The organism is Luteimonas rhizosphaericola, from assembly GCF_029888045.1.
Lineage (GTDB): Bacteria > Pseudomonadota > Gammaproteobacteria > Xanthomonadales > Xanthomonadaceae > Luteimonas > Luteimonas rhizosphaericola.
In genome coordinates this window covers 1-16,671 of sequence record NZ_JARXRN010000025.1, presented here as the reverse complement: position 1 = coordinate 16,671, position 16,671 = coordinate 1, and the positions used below count along the sequence as shown (strand labels likewise).

The window sequence follows — 16,671 nt, the reverse complement described above, 5'->3', positions numbered from 1 at the left end:
TCCAATCGCTACACCCGTTCCACTTCCTACACTCAACAACATCTAGAAGGTAAGCGTCATGCTGCAGGAAACCACCGCCGCCCCGGTGACCGGAGGCAACAACGCCGAGGCCCTGACCCAGATGGGCTTCGCGAACCTGATGGAACACATGACAGTCGTGAACTGGATCGTGTTCCTGGTCCTGGTCCTGATGTCGGTTCTCTCGATCTACTGGATCATCTACAACTTCATCAAGAACATCCGCCTGAAGAAGAACTCGGACCGGGTGATCGCCACGTTCTGGGAAACCCCGAACGCGCAGGACGCGATCCGCTTCATGGAAGAGCAGCCCAAGAGCGAGCCGTTCTCCAAGGTCGCGCTCGATGCCGCCCAGGCCGCCGCGCACCACCAGCGCCACGACGGTTCGCGCCTGGCCGAATCGCTCAGCCGCTCCGAATTCGTCGACCGCGCGCTGCGCCAGGCCGTGACCCGCGAGTCGCTGGGCCTGGAAGCCGGCCTGACCGTGCTCGCCACCGTCGGTGCGACCGCGCCGTTCGTCGGCCTGCTCGGTACGGTGTGGGGCATCTACAACGCGCTGATCCGCATCGGTGCCACCGGCCAGGCCGACATCGGCGCGGTCGCGGGTCCCGTGGGCGAGGCGCTGATCATGACCGCGATCGGTCTGGCGGTCGCGATCCCCGCGGTGCTGGGCTACAACTTCTTCGTGCGGCTCAACCGCAGCACGAACAACAAGCTCGACACCTTCGCGCACGACCTGCACGACTTCTTCGCTACGGGTTCGCGCGTCGGCGACGTCGCGCGCTGATCGAAACACTGACGGAGATTCGACATGGCCTTCAGTTCAGGCGGTGACGGTCACGACAAGGTCAACGCCACGATCAACATCGTGCCGCTGGTCGACGTGATGCTGGTGCTGCTGATCATCTTCATGGTCACGGCGCCGCTGATGGCGCACAAGGTCAAGGTCGACCTGCCGCAGGCCAACCTCGATGAACGTCCCGACGAGAAGCCGGCGGCGCCGCCGCTGACGATCGCGATCACGTCCAACGGCAACCTGTACCTCAACGACCAGCCGGTGACGATGGACCTGCTCGACAGCACGCTGGCGGTGGAAGCGCAGAAGACGCCGCAACCACCGGTCAACGTGCGTGGCGACGCGACGACGCCGTACCGGGTCGTCAACGAGGTGGTCAACCTTGCGCAGTCCAAGGGCATGCGCAAGGTGGGCTTCGTCTCGGCCCGCGAAAAGAACTGATCCGGAGAACGCACGATGGCTTTTTCATCAGGTGGTGGCGATGGCGCGCCGATGGCGGACATCAACATCATTCCGCTGTGCGACATCATGCTGGTGCTGCTGATCATCTTCATGGTCACCGCGCCGCAGGTGTCCTATCCGATCGACGTCGACCTGCCGCAGCGTTCGCTCAACCCGCCCGACAATCCGGTCGAGCCGCCGGAGCCGATCCGCCTGCGGATCGACGCCGGTGGCACCATCTACTGGAACGACAGCCCGACCCCGGTCACGGCCCTGCGCCAGATGATGGATGCCGAGGTCCAGCGCGATGTCACCAACCAGCCCACGCTGGAGATCGACATGAGCGAGGACGCGGAGTACGGCATCCTGGCCAAGGTGCTGGCGTCGGCCAAGAACGCGCACATGCAGAAGATCGGTTTCGTCAAGAAGTAACCGCACGACCGACCGGCGTCGCCTGCAGCGCGCCGGCCGCTTACCGAAACGCAAGTTTGAACGCCGCCTCCGGGCGGCGTTTTTTTGTGTCCCGTGGGCATGCCAGCGGACCCGCTGCGCGCAGTGGGCCGCGCGGCCGACGGCCTGCCGCATGCGCCGCCCGGCCCTGGGCCGGGACCCGGCCGGCGCCCGGCCTCGCGCCGCCGTACTCGACCATGGTCTCGATTGCCGCCACCCCGCGCCGGGCGTAGCGTCGGAGGCGACCCCCACCCGTCCACGGAGGTGAGTCATGGCTTTCGCTGATGCGACCCACCGGGCCACGCCCGCAATCGCCGAAATCAACATCATCCCGTTGTGCGACGTCCTGCTGGTGCTGTTGATCATCTTCATGGTCACCGCACCCGCGCTCTCGCAGCAGATCGACCTCGACCTGCCGCAGCCGACGGACGCACCGCTGCCGCCACCGGCGCCGATCGACCTGCGTATCGATGCCGCAGGCCAGCTGGCCTGGAACGGGAGCGCGATCGATCGCGCCGCGCTGCCCGCCCGGATGCGGGACGCCATTGGCGGCGGACGCCAGCCGCTGCTGCGCATCGAGGCCGACGGTGACTGCGACTACCAGGCCGTCGCCACGGTGCTGGCCACGGCCCGCAACGCGGGCCTGTCCAACATCGGCTTCGTCCGGCAGTAGCGCCCGGGTTCAACGTCCCGAGATGATCGCCAGGTAGCGGCGCACCGTGGTCGCCAGGCCGTCGTAAAGGGCCTCGCCGATCAGCGCGTGGCCGATCGAGACCTCCTCGACGCCCGGCACCGCGTCGAGGAACGCGCCGAGGTTGGCCTGGCTGAGGTCGTGCCCGGCATTCACCCCGAGCCCGGCCGCGCTTGCCGCGCGCGCGGTGGCGATGAAGCCGGGCAGGGCGGTGCCGGGGCGTCCGGCCGCGAAGGCTTCGGCGTACGGGCCGGTGTAGAGCTCGATCCGGTGCGCGCCGATCGCCGCCGCGCGTGCGACATCGCTGCCCGCATCGGCGAACAGGCTGACCCGGCAGCCGAGATCCGCCAGCCTCGCGACCAGCGGCCGCAGCGCGGCCTCGTCGCGGCCGAAGTCGAAGCCGTGGTCGGAGGTCAGCTGGGCATCGTCGTCGGGCACCAGCGTCGCCTGGGCGGGCCGCACCAGTTCGCACAGCGCGAGGAAGCCGGCATAGCCGCTGCGCGGCGGGGCGAACGGATTGCCCTCGAGATTGAACTCGACCCCGTAGTCGCGGCACACCCCGGCCAGCGCCAGCACGTCATCGTGGCGGGTGTGGCGCGCATCCGGGCGCGGATGCACGGTGATGCCGTGCGCGCCGGCGTCCAGGCAGGTACGGGCGGCGCGCACCAGGTCGGGTTCGGCGCCGCCGCGCGAGTTGCGCAGCACCGCGACCTTGTTGAGATTGACGCTGAGGCGGACGCTCACGCGTCGCCTCGCCTGGCGCGACGCATCGCTCAGGGCGCCCGCGGTTCGTCCATGGCGGTCGGGCCCGGTGCGACCGCCGGCTCGGCGCGACGCGCCTCGGCGAGCTCGCGCAGCCGCTGCAGTTCGCGCGGGTCGAGCATCTGCGCGTCGTCGCGGCTGCGGGTGTCGATGCGCTGCGACAGCAGCCCCAGGATCCACAGCCCCAGCAGCACCAGCGCCGCGACCAGGCTGAGCACCACCACCGTCATCGACGCGGTCATGAAGGCGATCGCCAGGGCCGCGATCGCGAGCAACAGGAACAACCAGGGCATGGGCAGGCTCCGCTGCTGGGACACCGGCCAAGTCTACCCGCAACCCGGGACGGCGCATGCCGCCGGGAGGCTTGCGGCTACCGCCGGTCCGTCGGGCCTCCGGACACGTGTCGTCTGCGCCCCGCCGATGGAATCGCCGACGCGCCCGGACGTGTCCGGATCACCGCGCGTCCTCCGCGCGGCGGCGGCATCCCGCCTCCGGCGTCGCCCGCCCCCGGCCGGTGCGACGAATGCCGACTCCCGCCGCCGAACCCGCGCTAGAGCAGCGGCGACAACAGCCGGGCCAGCGCCTCGGGCAGGCGCGCGGTCAGCAGGCCGCGGTGCCGCCCCTGCCGCACCCGTGGCGCGTGCGCCAGTTCGCCCTCGATCAGCTGCGCCAGCGACGCCACCAGCGCGGCATCGTCGAACAGCACCGAGACCTCGAAATTGAGCCGGAAACTGCGGTGGTCGAAGTTGGCGCTGCCGACCACCGCCAGCGTGTCGTCCACCAGCAGCGCCTTGGTGTGCAGCATGCGCGGGCCGTACTCGTAGACCTTCACCCCGGCCACCAGCAGCGGCCCGAAGTAGGAGCGGGCGGCCAGCGTCACCAGCCGCGAATCGCTCATCCGCGGCACCAGCAGGCGCACGTCGAGCCCGGCCAGCGCGGCCGAGGTCAGCGACATCATCGCCGCCTCGCCCGGCACGAAGTAGGGCGTGGTCAGCCACACCCGCCGCCTGGCCGCATGGATCGCGCCGACATGGGCGCGGTGGATCGCCTCCCACGGCGAATCCGGACCCGAGGTGATCACCTGGGCGCGCACCGTCCCGCGCGGCAGCTCCGGCGTCTGCCGCACCACCTCGCCGATGAACTCGCGCCCGCCGGTGGCGTAGGCCCAGTCCTCGACGAACACCTGCTGCAGCTCGCGCACCGCGTTGCCTTCCAGGCGCAGGTGCAGGTCACGGTACGCGGCCGGGTTGACCGTCTCGTTCTGGTCGTCGGTCACATTCATGCCGCCGGTGTAGCCCACGCGGCCGTCGATCACCACGATCTTGCGGTGGGTGCGCAGGTTGGTCCACGGCCGCTGCCAGACGTGGCCGAAGCGGGTGGGGTGGAACCAGGCCAGTTCGCCGCCGGCCTGCACCAGCTCGCCGAAACACCTGCGCGCGCCGGAGGCGCCGATGGCGTCGAGCAGCAGGCGCACGCGCACGCCGGCACGCGCGCGTTCCACCAGCGCGGCGCACAGGGCGTCGCTGCTGTGGCCGCGGTCCCAGATGTAGTACTCGAGGTGGATGTGTTCGCGCGCGGCGCGGATGTCGTCCAGCAGCGCGCGGTACTTGGCGGCACCGTCCACCAGCAGGCGCACGTCGCTGGCGGTGGTCATCGGCAGTTCGGTGGTGGCGCGCGCCATGCGCGCCAGCTCGGCCACCTCGTCGTCCTCGGCGAAGGCCTGGGCCGGCAGGTCGCCGCGCACCCGCGCCCGGCGCAGCCGCTGGCGCTCGATCCGCTGCGGGCCGAACACGTGATAGACGAGGAATCCCACGTAGGGCAGCAGCGCCAGCCCCAGCAGCCAGCTCAGGGTCGCCACCGGCTCGCGCTTCTGCAGGATGATCCAGCCGCCCAGCAGCACCAGGTACAGCGCCCAGCCCAGGGTCAGGTACAGGCGCAGGTAGGGCACGCCGGCGAGCGCGTCCCAGCCCTGCTTGAACACGTCGAGGATCGGCACGGCGGCTCCGTCGTCGCGACCGTTGCGACGCCCGGGGCGTAGGCTAGCGGGATGTCGATGGCGACGAAAGCGCGTGCGCCGGCGACCGCGGCGCTGAAGGGCCGCGGCGCGGCCTCCTACGTGTCCGGGCGCTTCGAGACCGCCACCACCCACGCCGAGGATGACGGCTGGGACAGCCTGCAGGCGCGCGACGACACCGATCCCGAACCGCACCCCGACACCCGGGTGCACGAGGAGCGCGCGCGCAGCATCGTCAGCCGCAACGATTCGCCGGACATCGGCTTCGGCCAGTCGGTCAATCCCTATCGCGGCTGCGAGCACGGCTGCGTGTACTGCTTCGCGCGGCCCTCGCACGCCTACCTCAACCTGTCGCCGGGCCTGGATTTCGAGACCCGGCTGTTCGCCAAGACCAATGCCGCCGAGCGGCTGCGGGCCGAGTTCTCGCGCAAGGGCTACCGCTGCTCGCCGATCGCGCTGGGCATCAATACCGACGCCTACCAGCCGATCGAGCGCCGCTACCGGATCACCCGCAGCCTGATCGAGGTGATGGCCGAATGCCGGCACCCCTTCAGCCTGATCACCAAGAACGCGCTGGTCACGCGCGACATCGACCTGCTCGCGCCACTCGCGCGGCAGCGCCTGGTGACGGTGTACTTCTCGGTCACAACGCTCGACAACCGGCTCTCGGCGAAGATGGAGCCGCGCGCCGCGGCGCCGCACGCGCGCCTGCGTGCGATGCGCGAACTGTCCGAGGCCGGGGTGCCGGTCGGAGTGATGGTGGCGCCGGTGATCCCGGCGCTGAACGACCACGAGATCGAGGCGATCCTGGAGGCCGCGCACGCGGCCGGCGCCCGCGCCGCCGGCCATGTCCTGCTGCGGCTGCCGCACGAGCTCAAGGACGTCTGGCGCGAATGGCTGCAGCTGCACCACCCCGACCGGGCCGCGCACGTGATGAGCCTGGTGCGGCAGATGCGCGGCGGCCGCGACTACGACAGCCGCTTCGGTTCGCGCATGCGCGGCGAGGGCCCGTTCGCCGACCTGCTCGCACAGCGGTTCGAGCGCGCCCGCAGGCGGCTCGGATTCACCCGCCTGCCGACGCTCGAGACCTCGCTGTTCCGCCCGCCCGAGGCACCCGGCGACCAGGGACAGCTGTTCTGAACCGCAGCCGTGCGGCGGCCCGGAACGCCCGCGCGTTCATCGACCTTGCACCGAACTTGCACACCGATGTTCCGTAGACTGGCGCCCGTACGCCCGTCCCCGCGTGATCCAGAACCGCCGTGGAAGCTCCAGCCCAGCCCTCCTACCGCCTGGCGTTCGACGGCGTCGACGCCGCGTTGGCCGTGCTGTCTCCGCAGGGCGACTGGCTGGCCGCCAATGCCGCGCTGTGCCGGCTGGTCGGGCGGGATGCCGATGCACTGGTGGGTGCGCGGGCGCACGCGGAGCTGTTCGAGCCGTCGCTCCGCGGGCGCGTGGCCAACGCGCTCGCCACGGCCGGGACCGCGCCGCAGCGACAGGTTCTGGAAAGCGACGGGACCCTCGACGCAGCGGACGGCACGGATCGCGCAGCCGCCTGGCGCGTGACCCTGTCCCCGCTTGCCGATGGCACCTGGCTGCTGCACTGCGAGGACATCGCCGCCGAACGCCGCCGCGCGCGCGAGGACGCGGAAGCGGCGCGGCTGCAGGAGCACCTCGCGCACGGCCTGTCGCATGATCTGCGGGCTCCGCTGCGGGGCATCGCGGGCTTCGCCGCCAGGCTGGACGAATCCGGCGCCGTGGGCGAGGCGGGCAAGTCCGATCTCGTCCGCATCCGCGCCGCGGCCATGCGTGCCGAACGCCTGGTGCAGGCGCTGCTCGAGCTGCTGCGCGCCGCGCGCCAGCCGCTGCGTGCGCAGGAGGTCGACGTGAGCCTGCTGTGCGAATGGGTGGCGGCCGAGCTGCAGGACGCCGATCCCGCACGCGCGGCCACGGTCGACGTGCCGGCGGGATTGACGGCGCATGGCGACGAACACGCGCTCAAGCTGCTGCTGCAGCAGGTATTGCACAACGCCTGGAAGTTCTCGGCCGGGCGCGAACGCGTGGAGATCACCGTCGACGGCGCGCACGCGGGCGATCGCCTGCGCCTGTCGGTCCACGACCGCGGCTGCGGTTTCGACATGCGCTATGCTGACAAGCTGTTCCTTCCGTTCCAGCGCCTGCACGGCGCCGAACAGGGCGGCGGCGACGGCCTGGGCCTCGCGATCGCGCAACAGGTGGCCAGGCGCCATGGCGGCCGCATCTGGGCCGATTCGCAGCCCGGGGAGGGCAGCACCTTCTTCATCGAACTGCCGGCGGTGGCCGGCGAGGGCGGGGAATACAGGCCATGAACCAGAGCAACATCCTGCTGATCGAAGACAACCCCGACGATGCGGAGCTCACCCGTATCGCGTTCGCGGAGGCGGGAATCGATCGTCAGCTGGTGGTGGTACGCGACGGCGCCGAGGCGCTGGACTACCTGTTCGCGCGGGGCGTGCATGCCGGCCGCGATGCGCGCGACCTGCCCGCGATCGTGCTGCTCGACCTCAACCTGCCCAAGCTCGACGGGCGCGAAGTGCTGCAGGCGATCCGCGGCGACGCGCGGACCCGCTCGCTTCCGGTGGTGGTGCTGACCACCAGCGACGAGCCCTTCGACGTCGAAGCCACCTACGCGCTCGGCGTCAACAGCTACATTCGCAAGCCGGTCGCTTTCGGGCAGTTCGTTGATGTGGTCAAGCAGATCGGGCTGTACTGGCTGGTGCTCAACCAGCCGCGCGTCGCCGGCTGATCGGGCGCCAAGGTACCGGCGGTTCCTCCTCCCGCTCGTGGGAGAAGGCGCCGGAGGCGGACGAGGGCGCGCTGCGGGCGCTGGACTCGCGCGGCGACGCGATTCCCGGATGCGCTGCGCTTATCCGGGCTACGCACCGTGGGATGCGTGGAGAGTGCGGGCAGTCGAGGCGACCGCCCGCAGCCGGAAGCCGGCCGCAGCCGCCTGTGCCTCAGGCGGGATACAGCGCTTCGGCGCGCTGGAACAGGATCCAGCTGGTGGCGATGAACTTGTCGCCGCCCTCGGGCCGGTTGCCGCGATGGGTGTGGGTGAACGCGGTCGGCGCCAGCAGCAGGTCGCCGGTGCGCGGCGCGACCTTGCGCTGCTGGAAGAGGAACTCGGTTTCGCCGGCGCTGAAGCCGTCGTTGAGATAGACCGTCCACAGCAGGTGGCGGTGCAGCGTCTCGCAGTCCGCCGCGCGCGGGAACAGTTCGCAGTGCCAGTACGGATAGCCGCCTTCGCCGGCGCGATACCACTGCAGGTTGATCGCGCCGGGGCGCAGGCAGGTGCGTGCGAGCTGGCCGAGTGCGCGATCGTCGAGCGCGGCGATGTCGCCGGCCGAGAGGCGGCGCAGGCCGCCCTGGCCATCGGGTTGCTGCAGCATCAGCGGCGCCACCAGCGCCTGCGGATACCGGCGCAGGTATGCCAGCAGGCCGGCGTAGACGGCGACGTTCAAGGTCTGGGCGACATCGGCCCAGTCGGCGCGGTCGCTGATCGACAGGTCGCGGCTGCGCTTGAGCTCCGGATACACGCCACCGCCGACCTGCCCCGGCGAGAGCGCATCGCTGGCGCGCATGCGCGCGACGATCGCGTCGCACGTCACCGCATCGAGCGCGGCGGAATAGACCTCGATGAAATCGGCGGGCGCGTCCATGCCTGGATTCTAGCGGTCGCCCGTGGCGCGGGCGACGACGACGCGTCGGCGGGCGGGTGCGGGCCACGCCGACGTCGCCGGCGTGGACGGCGCGCCACGCCTTGCGGCCGCACGGCCGCACCGGCGGCGCGGGACCCTCCTCAATCCATTCCCGCCTGCCAGTCCCAGCGCAGCCCGAGCAGCACGCCACGGCCCGGCGCGGGTTCGTAGTAGCGGCCGTTGCCCTCGTTGACGATGACCGAACCGATATGGGCGCGGTCGAACACGTTGTCGACGCGCACGAACGCCCGCCACCGCCCGTGTCCCGTGTTCCACGTGCGCGCCGCGTCCGCATGCGCCACGACGTGGCCCGGCGCCTGCTCGCTGCCGGTATCGTCGACGCCGATGCGGCCCACGCCCACCGCTTCGAACGCGAATCGCCAGTCGCCCGGCTGCCACTGCAGGCGCGCGGATGCCTGGCGACGCGCGGTGCCGGGAATCGGCGTGCCGGCCGGCACCTGCACGGTCGGATCGGTGCAGCCGGCGCCGGTGCAGATCGGGAACGCATCGCGGAAGCGGGCGTCCAGCCAGGTCGCGGCGAGCGCCAGCGACCAGTCCGTGCCCAGCGGCAGCAGCGCCGCCAGTTCCGCGCCCTCGCGGCGCGCGCTGCCGACATTGCGGTAGCTGCTGCGGCCGCCGACATTGCGCGCGACCGCCAGTTCGTCGTCGGTGTCGGCGCGGAACAGCGCGGCCTCCAGCCGCACGCCGCGCGCGTTGCGCCACTTCGTGCCGAGTTCCACGTTGGTGCTGGTGGCGGGCAAGAGGTCGAAGGCCAGGCCCGCGCCGCCGTCGGCGCGATAGCCCAGCTCGTTGAAGGTCGGCGTCTCGAAGCCGCGGCCGGCTGAAGCGTAGAGCCGCCAGTCGTCGTGCGGCGCGAACGTCAGGCCCACCACCGGGGTGGTTTCGCCGTAGTCGACGCGCCCGCTGTCGTCGGGGTTGCCGGTGGCGACATAGCCGTCGCGCGAGCGGAAGCGGACGTCGCTGTGGCGCACGCCGGCCAGCAGCGACCAGCGCGGCGCGAACTGCCACCATGCCTGCGCGTACTGGTCGAGGTTCTGCACCCGGTTGCGCTCGTCGCGCCGCAGCGCGCCGCGCACGCCCAGCGTGTCGCCGACGAAATTCTCGTAGCCGCGGCGATGCTGGCGCTGGCGGTCGGCATTGGCGCCGGCGGTGAATTCCAGCGTGCGCCCGGCCAGGCTGCCGGCCCAGCGCCAGCGCAGGTCGAGCCCGCCGTAGTCGTTATCCAGGTCGATCACGCCGCCGGAGCTGAGCGGATTGGACTGCGCGCCCACCGGCACCGACAGGAACTGCTCGATCTCGCGCCGGCCCGCGTACGCCATCGCTTCCAGCGCATGGCCGCCGCCGAGCGGCTGCTCGAGGCGCAGCCCCAGCTGGTCCTGGCGCGCGGACTTGCGGGTGTCGTACTGCCGCGCGACCGCGGTGGCCTGGCGCGGATCGTCCCGCACCTGCTCCGCGGTGAGCCCGAGCGGGTCCTGCGCATCGGGCGCGTCGAAGTGGTTGCCGACCAGCTGCACGCGGCCCCCACCGGGTAGGTCGGCATGCAGTTTCGCGTTGAGCGAGGTGCGGCGCGCGGCGCTGTGGTCGCGCCAGCCGTCGGTGTCGAAGCGGCTGGCGGCGAGCGCGCCGCCGAACACGTCGCCTGCGCCGCGCACGCTGGCCGACAGCACGCGGCTGTCGTCGCGGCCGGCGCTGGCCTGCGCGTGGCCCTGGGTCGGGTCGACGCCGTCCGCGCTCCAGATCTGCACCACGCCGCCGGATGAATTGCCGTGCAGCGCCGAGAACGGGCCGCGCAGCACCTCGATCCGCTCCGCGCCCGCGAGGCTGAAGTGCGACACTTGGCCCTGGCCGTCTGGCATCGTCGCGGGAATGCCGTCGGCATACAGGCGCAGGCCGCGCACGCCGAAGGTCGACCGCGCGCCGAAGCCGCGGATCGACAGCTGGGTGTCCTGGGCGAAGTTCTGGCGCTCGCGCGCCGCCAGACCGGGCACGCCGCCGAGCGCTTCGGAGACGCTCACGCCCGGCGTGGCGGCGCTGCCGTCGAGGGTGATCGTGCTCAGCGAGGCGGGCACGTCGAACGCGGCGACCGCCTGCAGGCGCGCGGAGGTGACCTGGACGCGGTCGAGCGTGACCGGATCCGGCGAGGCGTCCTGCGCGCCCGCCTGGTGCGCGGACAGGGCCACCGCCAACCCCGCGAGCAGGGTGCAATGGCGCAGGGGCGAGGGCGCGCGGCCTGCGCGCATCAGGAAGACACCGGGAAGCACATCATCGGCGCGCAGTCTCCGCGATCGGGAATGAAGACACCGTGGCCGCGATGCTGGCAGACGCCGCGCGCCGCGTGCACACGCGGCCGCGCGCGATGCGGCGAACCGGCCCCGCCGTGCGACGAGCCGGGCGGCGATGGCGCATCGCGCGGGCGCGTACGGCCTGCGCGCGCGGACGACGTATCAGCTGACGGCCGCGACCGCCTTCGCCACGTAGTCGAGGTTGCCGGCGCTCAGCGCCGCCACGCAGATGCGCCCAGTCCCGACCGCGTAGATGCCGAACTCGTCGCGCAGCCGCTCGACCTGTCCGCGCGACAAGCCCGAGTACGAGAACATGCCGGCCTGGCGCTGGATGAACCCGAACTGCGGCGCGCCGTGTGCGGCCAGCCGCTCCACCAGGCCGGCGCGCAGGGCGTGGATGCGCTCGCGCATCTGCCCCAGCTCTTCCTCCCACTGCGCGCGCAGCGCCGGGTCGTTGAGCACGCCCGCCACCAGCGCCGCGCCGTGCGTGGAGGGGCTCGAATAGTTGGCGCGGATCAGGCGCTTGACCTGCGACTGCACGCGCCGGGCCTCGTCGGCCGAATCGCTGACCACCGTCAGCGCGCCGACGCGTTCGCCGTACAGCGAGAACGACTTCGAGTACGAACTGGCGACCACGAAGTTGCGGATCGGCGAATCGGCCAGCAGGCGGATCGCCAGCGCATCCTCGTCGATGCCGCGGTCGAAGCCCTGGTAGGCCATGTCGATGAAGGGGAACAGCCCGCGCTCGTGCAGCAGCGCGACCACGCGTTCCCACTGCGCGGGCGTGAGATCGGCGCCGGTCGGGTTGTGGCAGCAGGCGTGCAGCAGCACCACGGTGCCGGGTTCGAGCGCGGCCAGGTCGGCCAGCATGCCGTCGAAATCCAGCCCGTGCGCGGCGGCGTCGAAATAGGTGTAGTCCACCACCTCGAACCCGACCGCGCCGAACACCGCGCGATGGTTCTCCCAGCTCGGGTTGCTGATGGCGATGCGCGCGAACGGCAGCGCCTTCTTCAGCAGTTCCGCGCCCACGCGCAGCGCGCCGCTGCCGCCGATGGTCTGGGTGGTGACGGCGCGGCCTTCGCCGACCAGCGGCGACCGGGCGCCGAACAGCAGGTCGCGGGTGGCGCGGGTGTAGTCGGGCAGGCCGTCGATCGGCAGGTAGCCGCGCGGCTTGCTCTGCTCGGCCAGCTGGCGCTCGACCTGCTGCACCGCGCGCAGCACCGGGATGCGCCCGGACTCGTCGTAGTAGATGCCGACGCCGAGGTTGACCTTGGTGTCGCGGGCATCGGCGTTGTAGGCCTCGGTCAGGCCGAGGATCGGATCACCGGGAACGAGTTCGACGCGGGCAAAGAAGGACACGGCGGCAGTGGTCGCAGGCAGGAGGGAAGGGCGCCGCGCACGCGGCGAAAAACCGCGTGATTCTAGCAGTCGCGCGGGCGCGCGGCCGGGTCGTTGCGGACGGAACCGTCGCCCGCGCCGCGCTCAGACGTCGCCGTCGCTCGCCCAGCCTTCGCCGGTGCCGCGCTGGAACACGGCATCGGTGTCCAGCACGTCGCCCGCGGCGATCGACGGCTGCCCGGCCAGGCGCGCGTAGACCGGGGTGAAGTCCGGCGCGGTGGCGTCGATCAGCTGCTGGAAGCTGTCGATCACGAAATACGTCTTCTGGTAGGTGTCGATGCGGTAGCGGGTGCGCATGATCCGCTCCAGGTCGAAGCCGATGCGGTTGGGCGCGGCGCTTTCCAGCGCGTGCAGCGATTCGCCCTTCGACGAGACGATGCCGCTGCCGTAGATGCGCAGGCCGCCGTCCTCGCGGATCAGGCCGAACTCCACCGTGTACCAGTACAGGCGCGTGAGCGCCTGCAGCGCCTCGGCACCGATGGCGTGCGCCTTGACGCCACCCTGGCCGTAGGCCTGCATGTAGTCGGCGAACACCGGGTTCATCAGCAGCGGCACGTGGCCGAACAGGTCGTGGAACAGGTCGGGTTCCTCGATGTAGTCGATCTGTTCGGGCGTACGGATCCACCAGGTGACCGGGAAGCGCCGGTTGGCCAGGTGGTCGAAGAAGTCGAGTTCGGGCAGCAGGCCCTCGACGCCGATCAGCTGCCAGCCGGTGGCCTCGCCCAGCACGGCGTTGAGCTCGGCGTACTTCGGGATCGCGTGCGGACTCATGCCCATCGCGTCCTGGGCCTGCAGGAACCGGGCGCTGGCGCGGCCCACCAGCACCTCGCGCTGGCGCGCGAACAGGGTGGCCCAGGTGGCGTGGTCCTCGGCGCTGTAGTCGTCCCAGGGCTGCTCGACGATGCCGGTGGCGTAGACGGGCACCTTGCCCTTGTCGGTGTGCAGGTTCTCGACGCGGCGGGGCGGGGCGGACATGGCGATCTCCAGCGCAGGCGGCCGGTGCGGCAACGGCCGGGGGGAACGGGTTCCCGCAGCGTAACCGCAGCCACGCGCAACAGGTTTGCGAAGTTGCGCGGAGAACGGCAGGCGGCGCATCATCATTGCCTGAGATACGAGTCTGGCGCACGAAATGACCGCATCCACGCTCGACCGCACCGATCTGCAGCTGCTGGCCGAACTCCAGCGCGCCGGCCGCCAGACCAATGCCGAACTGGCCGAACGCGTGCACCTGTCGGCCTCGGCCTGCCTGCGCCGGGTGCAGCGGCTGGAGCGCGAGGGGATGATCGCCGGCTACCGCGCCGAACTCGACGGCGAGCGGCTGGGCCTCGGGCTGCAGGCGTTCGTGCGCGTGCAGCTGGCCAGACATGACGCGGCGTCCGTGGCCACGTTCGCCGAGCAGGTGAACCAGTGGCCGGAAGTCGTGGCCTGCCATGCGCTGACCGGCGACATGGACTACCTCCTGCACATCGCCGTGGCCGACCTGGAGCACTTCTCGCGCTTCCTGCTCGACCGGCTGCTGGCCCAGGCCGGCGTGGCCGACGTGAACTCCAGCTTCGTGCTGCGCACGGTCAAGGCGTTCCGGGGGCTGCCGCTGCCGTCGGCGTGAGCGCCAGGGATGCACCGCCGGATGCGCGGCCGCGATGGGCGCTGCGGAAGGTTTCGATCGCGCCGCGGTCCTGCAGGGTCACGAACACGCTGCGTCCATCCCTGCCGCCGAAGGCGAGGTTGGTGGGCTTGCGTCCCGCCAGCGCCACCTCGCGCAGCAGGGTGCCCTGCGGGGAGACGATCGCGACCGTGCCCGCGCCGTAGCGCGCGATGTAGAGGTTGCCGCGTTCGTCGGTGCGCATGCCGTCCAGGCCGTGGTCGTCGAAGGCGATCAGCAGGCGCTTGCCGGACACGCCGCCGCCTGCATCGATGTCGTAGGCCCAGACCCGGCGCTGCACGCTCTCGTTGACGTACAGCCGGCGCCCGTCGGGCGAGACCTCGATGCCGTTGGTCGTGCCCATGCCGGTTTCCAGCAGGTGGACCTGGCCATCGCGGTCGATCCGCCACAGCTGGCCATCGCCGTGCGACCAGCGCGGATCGCTGGCGTAGAGCGTGCCATCGGGCGCGATGGCGAGGTCGTTGGGCTGGTGCATGCGTGGATCGTGCGCGTGTACCGCCACCGCACGCGTGCGCGGATCGATCCGCAGGATCGCGTGGCCGGTGTAGTCGGCGACGTACATCCGCCCGCCCGCATCGAACACGATGCCGTTTCCGGTGCGCCCGGCAGGCAGCTGCACGAACAGGTCCACGCGCGCATCGCCGTGCCCGCCGGTCACGCGGCCGATGGTGCCTTCGCGCTGGAAGTTCACCGCGTACAGCGCACCATCCGGCCCGGTGGCCGGTCCTTCGATGCTCGCGGTGAAGCTGCCGTCGCCGACATGGTCGGTGGTGACGTAGAGCGGTTCGCAGATTGCCGGCGACACGAGCAGGGCGAGTATCGGCAGGATGCGCCGCAGCGGCTTCGGATGCAGCGGGAGGATGGGCATCGCGGGCGACGCTAGCATGCGAATCGCGCGCCGTGGGCAGCGTCGGCGCGGTTGACCGATGCATTGCGCAAAGCAGCCACCAGGACGTCAGGACGGAGACTTTCGCCCCGCACCCGCGAGCAGCGACGGGACGTGGCGCTGCCAGGCGATGTCCCGGCCGTCGGGGCCGCAGACAAGTCATTCCGCGCGCGGGCACACGATGTCGACCCGGGACCCGCAACGCGCACCTGCTTCAAATGCTCCACGTCGTGACACCACCGAACGACGCGGGGACTCAGCGGTCGAGCGGACTCAGCACCCCGCCGGCGCCACGGTTCAGCACGTGCGTGTAGATCTGCGTGGTCGCCACATCCTTGTGGCCCAGCAGTTCCTGGATGGTGCGGATGTCGTACCCGGCCTCGAGCAGGTGCGTGGCGAAGGAGTGGCGCAGCGTATGCGGCGTGACGGGCTTCACCAGCCCCGCGCGCGCCGCTGCGCGCCTGATCGCGCGCTGCAGCACGTTCTCGTCCAGGTGATGGCGCTTGGCCCTGCCGTCGCGCGGATCCCGGGCACGCCGCGCAGCGGGAAACACGTACTGCCACGCCGCGGACGTGGCGGCATTCGGATACTTGCGTGCAAGGGCATGCGGCAGCGCGACTTCACCGAACCCGGATGCCACGTCTTCCGCATGCACGAGCGCCACCTGCTCGATCTGACGCTGCAGCGGTTCGCGCAGCCGCGACGGGAGCACCGTGCGCCGGTCCTTGCTTCCCTTGCCTTCACGTACCGTCAGCTCTCCACGCGCGAAATCCACGTCCTTGATCCTCAGCCGCAGGCATTCCATCAGGCGCAGGCCGCTGCCGTAGAGCAGGCCCGCCATCAGCGCATCGCGACCGGCCAGCTGCGCGAGCAGGCGGTCGACCTCGCCCACCGACAGCACGACCGGCAGGCGCGGGGGCCGCTTCGCGCGCACGACGTCCTTCATCCACGGGAGCTCCATCGCCAGGACTTCGCGATAGAGGAACAGCAGGGCCGACAAGGCCTGGTTCTGGGTGCTGGCCGCGACGTTGTCCTGGGAGGCCAGGCGTGTCAGGAACGCCTCGACCGCGCTACCGTCCAGAGTCCGCGGGTGGCGCATGCCGCAGCTGCGGATATACCGGCGAATCCAGTACACATAGGCCTGCTCGGTGCGCAAACTGTAGTGTTTGACCCGCAACCGGGCTCGAACTTCGTCCAACAGGCGCGGCCGCCCCTGGGCGCCCTGCGCTGCCGATACGCCGGCATGCTCGCGGTCATATCGCATTACTCGGCCTCCATGCCGGATATCCACGCCATCATCCGGGACCCGCCAACCGATCCTATCGGCGCAAGCCCCTGTTTCCGGTAGGAAACACCTGATTGACTCCCTTACCGCCCGCGCGCAAAGTCGCGCTATGCCCCGGCGTGGGGTCTATTAGTAGTTAGGCGGCAGGAGAGTTTCTGGTGGCTTTAGACGTGACCGACTTCTTAGAGCTTCTGCTTGCTCCAAGATTTGCTGTTTCACTCGGCGTTGGC

17 protein-coding genes are annotated in these 16,671 nt (G+C 70.9%); 8 read left to right on the top strand and 9 right to left on the bottom strand.

Going from position 1 to position 16,671, the window contains the following annotated elements:
* Window positions 1-58: 58 nt before the first annotated feature.
* The 4 genes from QFW80_RS09445 to QFW80_RS09430 all read left to right on the top strand — a co-directional run bounded on the left by QFW80_RS09445 (window position 59) and on the right by QFW80_RS09430 (window position 2,378).
* Complete coding sequence (locus tag QFW80_RS09445; RefSeq protein ID WP_280576506.1) at window positions 59-805, top strand: MotA/TolQ/ExbB proton channel family protein; 747 nt, start codon at window positions 59-61, stop codon at window positions 803-805.
* A 24-nt stretch (window positions 806-829) separates the two neighbouring features.
* Window positions 830-1,255: an ExbD/TolR family protein gene (locus tag QFW80_RS09440; protein ID WP_280601562.1), complete on the top strand. Its 426-nt coding sequence runs from the start codon at window positions 830-832 to the stop codon at window positions 1,253-1,255.
* 15 nt (window positions 1,256-1,270) lie between these two features.
* Window positions 1,271-1,687 (top strand): ExbD/TolR family protein, encoded by a 417-nt coding sequence (locus tag QFW80_RS09435; RefSeq protein ID WP_280601560.1) that lies wholly within the window; start codon window positions 1,271-1,273, stop codon window positions 1,685-1,687.
* Between the two features lie 289 nt (window positions 1,688-1,976).
* The gene (locus tag QFW80_RS09430; RefSeq protein ID WP_280601558.1) at window positions 1,977-2,378 is read left to right on the top strand and encodes an ExbD/TolR family protein; all 402 of its coding nucleotides are present in this window, start codon (window positions 1,977-1,979) and stop codon (window positions 2,376-2,378) included.
* A gap of 9 nt (window positions 2,379-2,387) precedes the next feature.
* Here QFW80_RS09430 and QFW80_RS09425 read toward each other — a convergent pair whose 3' ends face one another.
* From QFW80_RS09425 to cls, 3 genes are all read right to left on the bottom strand, one after another.
* On the bottom strand, window positions 2,388-3,140 hold the full coding sequence (locus QFW80_RS09425; protein ID WP_280601557.1) for a pyridoxine 5'-phosphate synthase: 753 nt from the start codon (window positions 3,138-3,140) through the stop codon (window positions 2,388-2,390).
* Between the two features lie 29 nt (window positions 3,141-3,169).
* Window positions 3,170-3,451: a hypothetical protein gene (locus QFW80_RS09420; protein ID WP_280601556.1), complete on the bottom strand. Its 282-nt coding sequence runs from the start codon at window positions 3,449-3,451 to the stop codon at window positions 3,170-3,172.
* A 257-nt stretch (window positions 3,452-3,708) separates the two neighbouring features.
* Window positions 3,709-5,154: a cardiolipin synthase gene (cls, locus tag QFW80_RS09415; protein WP_425603541.1), complete on the bottom strand. Its 1,446-nt coding sequence runs from the start codon at window positions 5,152-5,154 to the stop codon at window positions 3,709-3,711.
* A gap of 51 nt (window positions 5,155-5,205) precedes the next feature.
* Between cls and QFW80_RS09410 the strand changes: the two genes are divergently transcribed.
* From QFW80_RS09410 to QFW80_RS09400, 3 genes are all read left to right on the top strand, one after another.
* Window positions 5,206-6,312: a PA0069 family radical SAM protein gene (locus QFW80_RS09410; protein ID WP_425603540.1), complete on the top strand. Its 1,107-nt coding sequence runs from the start codon at window positions 5,206-5,208 to the stop codon at window positions 6,310-6,312.
* A 119-nt stretch (window positions 6,313-6,431) separates the two neighbouring features.
* Window positions 6,432-7,517 carry a sensor histidine kinase gene (locus tag QFW80_RS09405; protein ID WP_280601554.1) on the top strand — a complete coding sequence of 362 codons (1,086 nt, stop codon included), beginning with the start codon at window positions 6,432-6,434 and terminating at the stop codon, window positions 7,515-7,517.
* Complete coding sequence (locus QFW80_RS09400; protein WP_280601552.1) at window positions 7,514-7,954, top strand: response regulator; 441 nt, start codon at window positions 7,514-7,516, stop codon at window positions 7,952-7,954. The genes QFW80_RS09405 and QFW80_RS09400 overlap by 4 nt, the downstream gene beginning before the upstream one ends.
* 211 nt (window positions 7,955-8,165) lie before the next feature.
* Here the strand turns inward: QFW80_RS09400 and QFW80_RS09395 are convergent, their stop codons facing one another.
* The 4 genes from QFW80_RS09395 to phhA all read right to left on the bottom strand — a co-directional run bounded on the left by QFW80_RS09395 (window position 8,166) and on the right by phhA (window position 13,582).
* A complete protein-coding gene (locus QFW80_RS09395; protein ID WP_280601550.1) occupies window positions 8,166-8,867 on the bottom strand; it encodes a 2OG-Fe(II) oxygenase in 702 nt (233 codons plus the stop codon).
* Between the two features lie 140 nt (window positions 8,868-9,007).
* Window positions 9,008-11,167, bottom strand: a complete 2,160-nt coding sequence (locus QFW80_RS09390) for a TonB-dependent receptor family protein (protein WP_280601548.1) — start codon at window positions 11,165-11,167, stop codon at window positions 9,008-9,010.
* Window positions 11,168-11,371: 204 nt separating this feature from the next.
* Window positions 11,372-12,568 carry an amino acid aminotransferase gene (locus QFW80_RS09385; RefSeq protein ID WP_280601546.1) on the bottom strand — a complete coding sequence of 399 codons (1,197 nt, stop codon included), beginning with the start codon at window positions 12,566-12,568 and terminating at the stop codon, window positions 11,372-11,374.
* 123 nt (window positions 12,569-12,691) lie between these two features.
* Window positions 12,692-13,582: a phenylalanine 4-monooxygenase gene (gene phhA / locus QFW80_RS09380; protein ID WP_280601544.1), complete on the bottom strand. Its 891-nt coding sequence runs from the start codon at window positions 13,580-13,582 to the stop codon at window positions 12,692-12,694.
* Between the two features lie 154 nt (window positions 13,583-13,736).
* Between phhA and QFW80_RS09375 the strand changes: the two genes are divergently transcribed.
* Window positions 13,737-14,213, top strand: a complete 477-nt coding sequence (locus tag QFW80_RS09375; protein ID WP_280601542.1) for an Lrp/AsnC family transcriptional regulator — start codon at window positions 13,737-13,739, stop codon at window positions 14,211-14,213.
* On the opposite strand, the gene QFW80_RS09370 is transcribed toward QFW80_RS09375, so the two are convergent.
* Both QFW80_RS09370 and QFW80_RS09365 read right to left on the bottom strand, forming a co-directional pair.
* Window positions 14,176-15,138 carry an SMP-30/gluconolactonase/LRE family protein gene (locus tag QFW80_RS09370; RefSeq protein ID WP_280601541.1) on the bottom strand — a complete coding sequence of 321 codons (963 nt, stop codon included), beginning with the start codon at window positions 15,136-15,138 and terminating at the stop codon, window positions 14,176-14,178. The two genes, QFW80_RS09375 and QFW80_RS09370, sit on opposite strands and share 38 nt — an antisense overlap.
* A 274-nt stretch (window positions 15,139-15,412) precedes the next feature.
* The gene (locus QFW80_RS09365; RefSeq protein ID WP_280601539.1) at window positions 15,413-16,420 is read right to left on the bottom strand and encodes an integron integrase; all 1,008 of its coding nucleotides are present in this window, start codon (window positions 16,418-16,420) and stop codon (window positions 15,413-15,415) included.
* Between the last annotated feature and the right edge of the window lie 251 nt (window positions 16,421-16,671).